Genomic DNA, 265 nt, shown 5'->3' on the forward strand with positions numbered 1-265 from the left:
CTTGCTGAGGTGCTTGCACTTGTTGAAGCTGATGTTCTTGCGCTTGTTGAAGCTGACGTACTTGCTGTCGTTCTTGCTGATGTACTTGCGCTGGTTGAAGCTGATGTACTTGCGCTTGTTGAGGCTGATGTGCTTGCAGATGTACTTGCGCTAGTTGAAGCCGACGTGCTAGCTGACGTGCTTGCACTTGTAGAAGCTGATGTACTTGCTGACGTACTTGCGCTTGTTGAAGCTGATGTGCTTGCTGAGGTGCTAGCTGATGTTG

At 49.8% G+C, this 265-nt stretch carries 1 protein-coding gene; it reads left to right on the forward strand.

Annotated features, from left to right (window positions below):
* Window positions 1-265, forward strand: a 265-nt coding sequence (locus N8M66_RS09330; protein ID WP_261047236.1) for a hypothetical protein, incomplete at both ends; no start/stop codon positions are given.

It is taken from the genome of Streptococcus mitis (assembly GCF_946188585.1).
Lineage (GTDB): Bacteria > Bacillota > Bacilli > Lactobacillales > Streptococcaceae > Streptococcus > Streptococcus mitis_DG.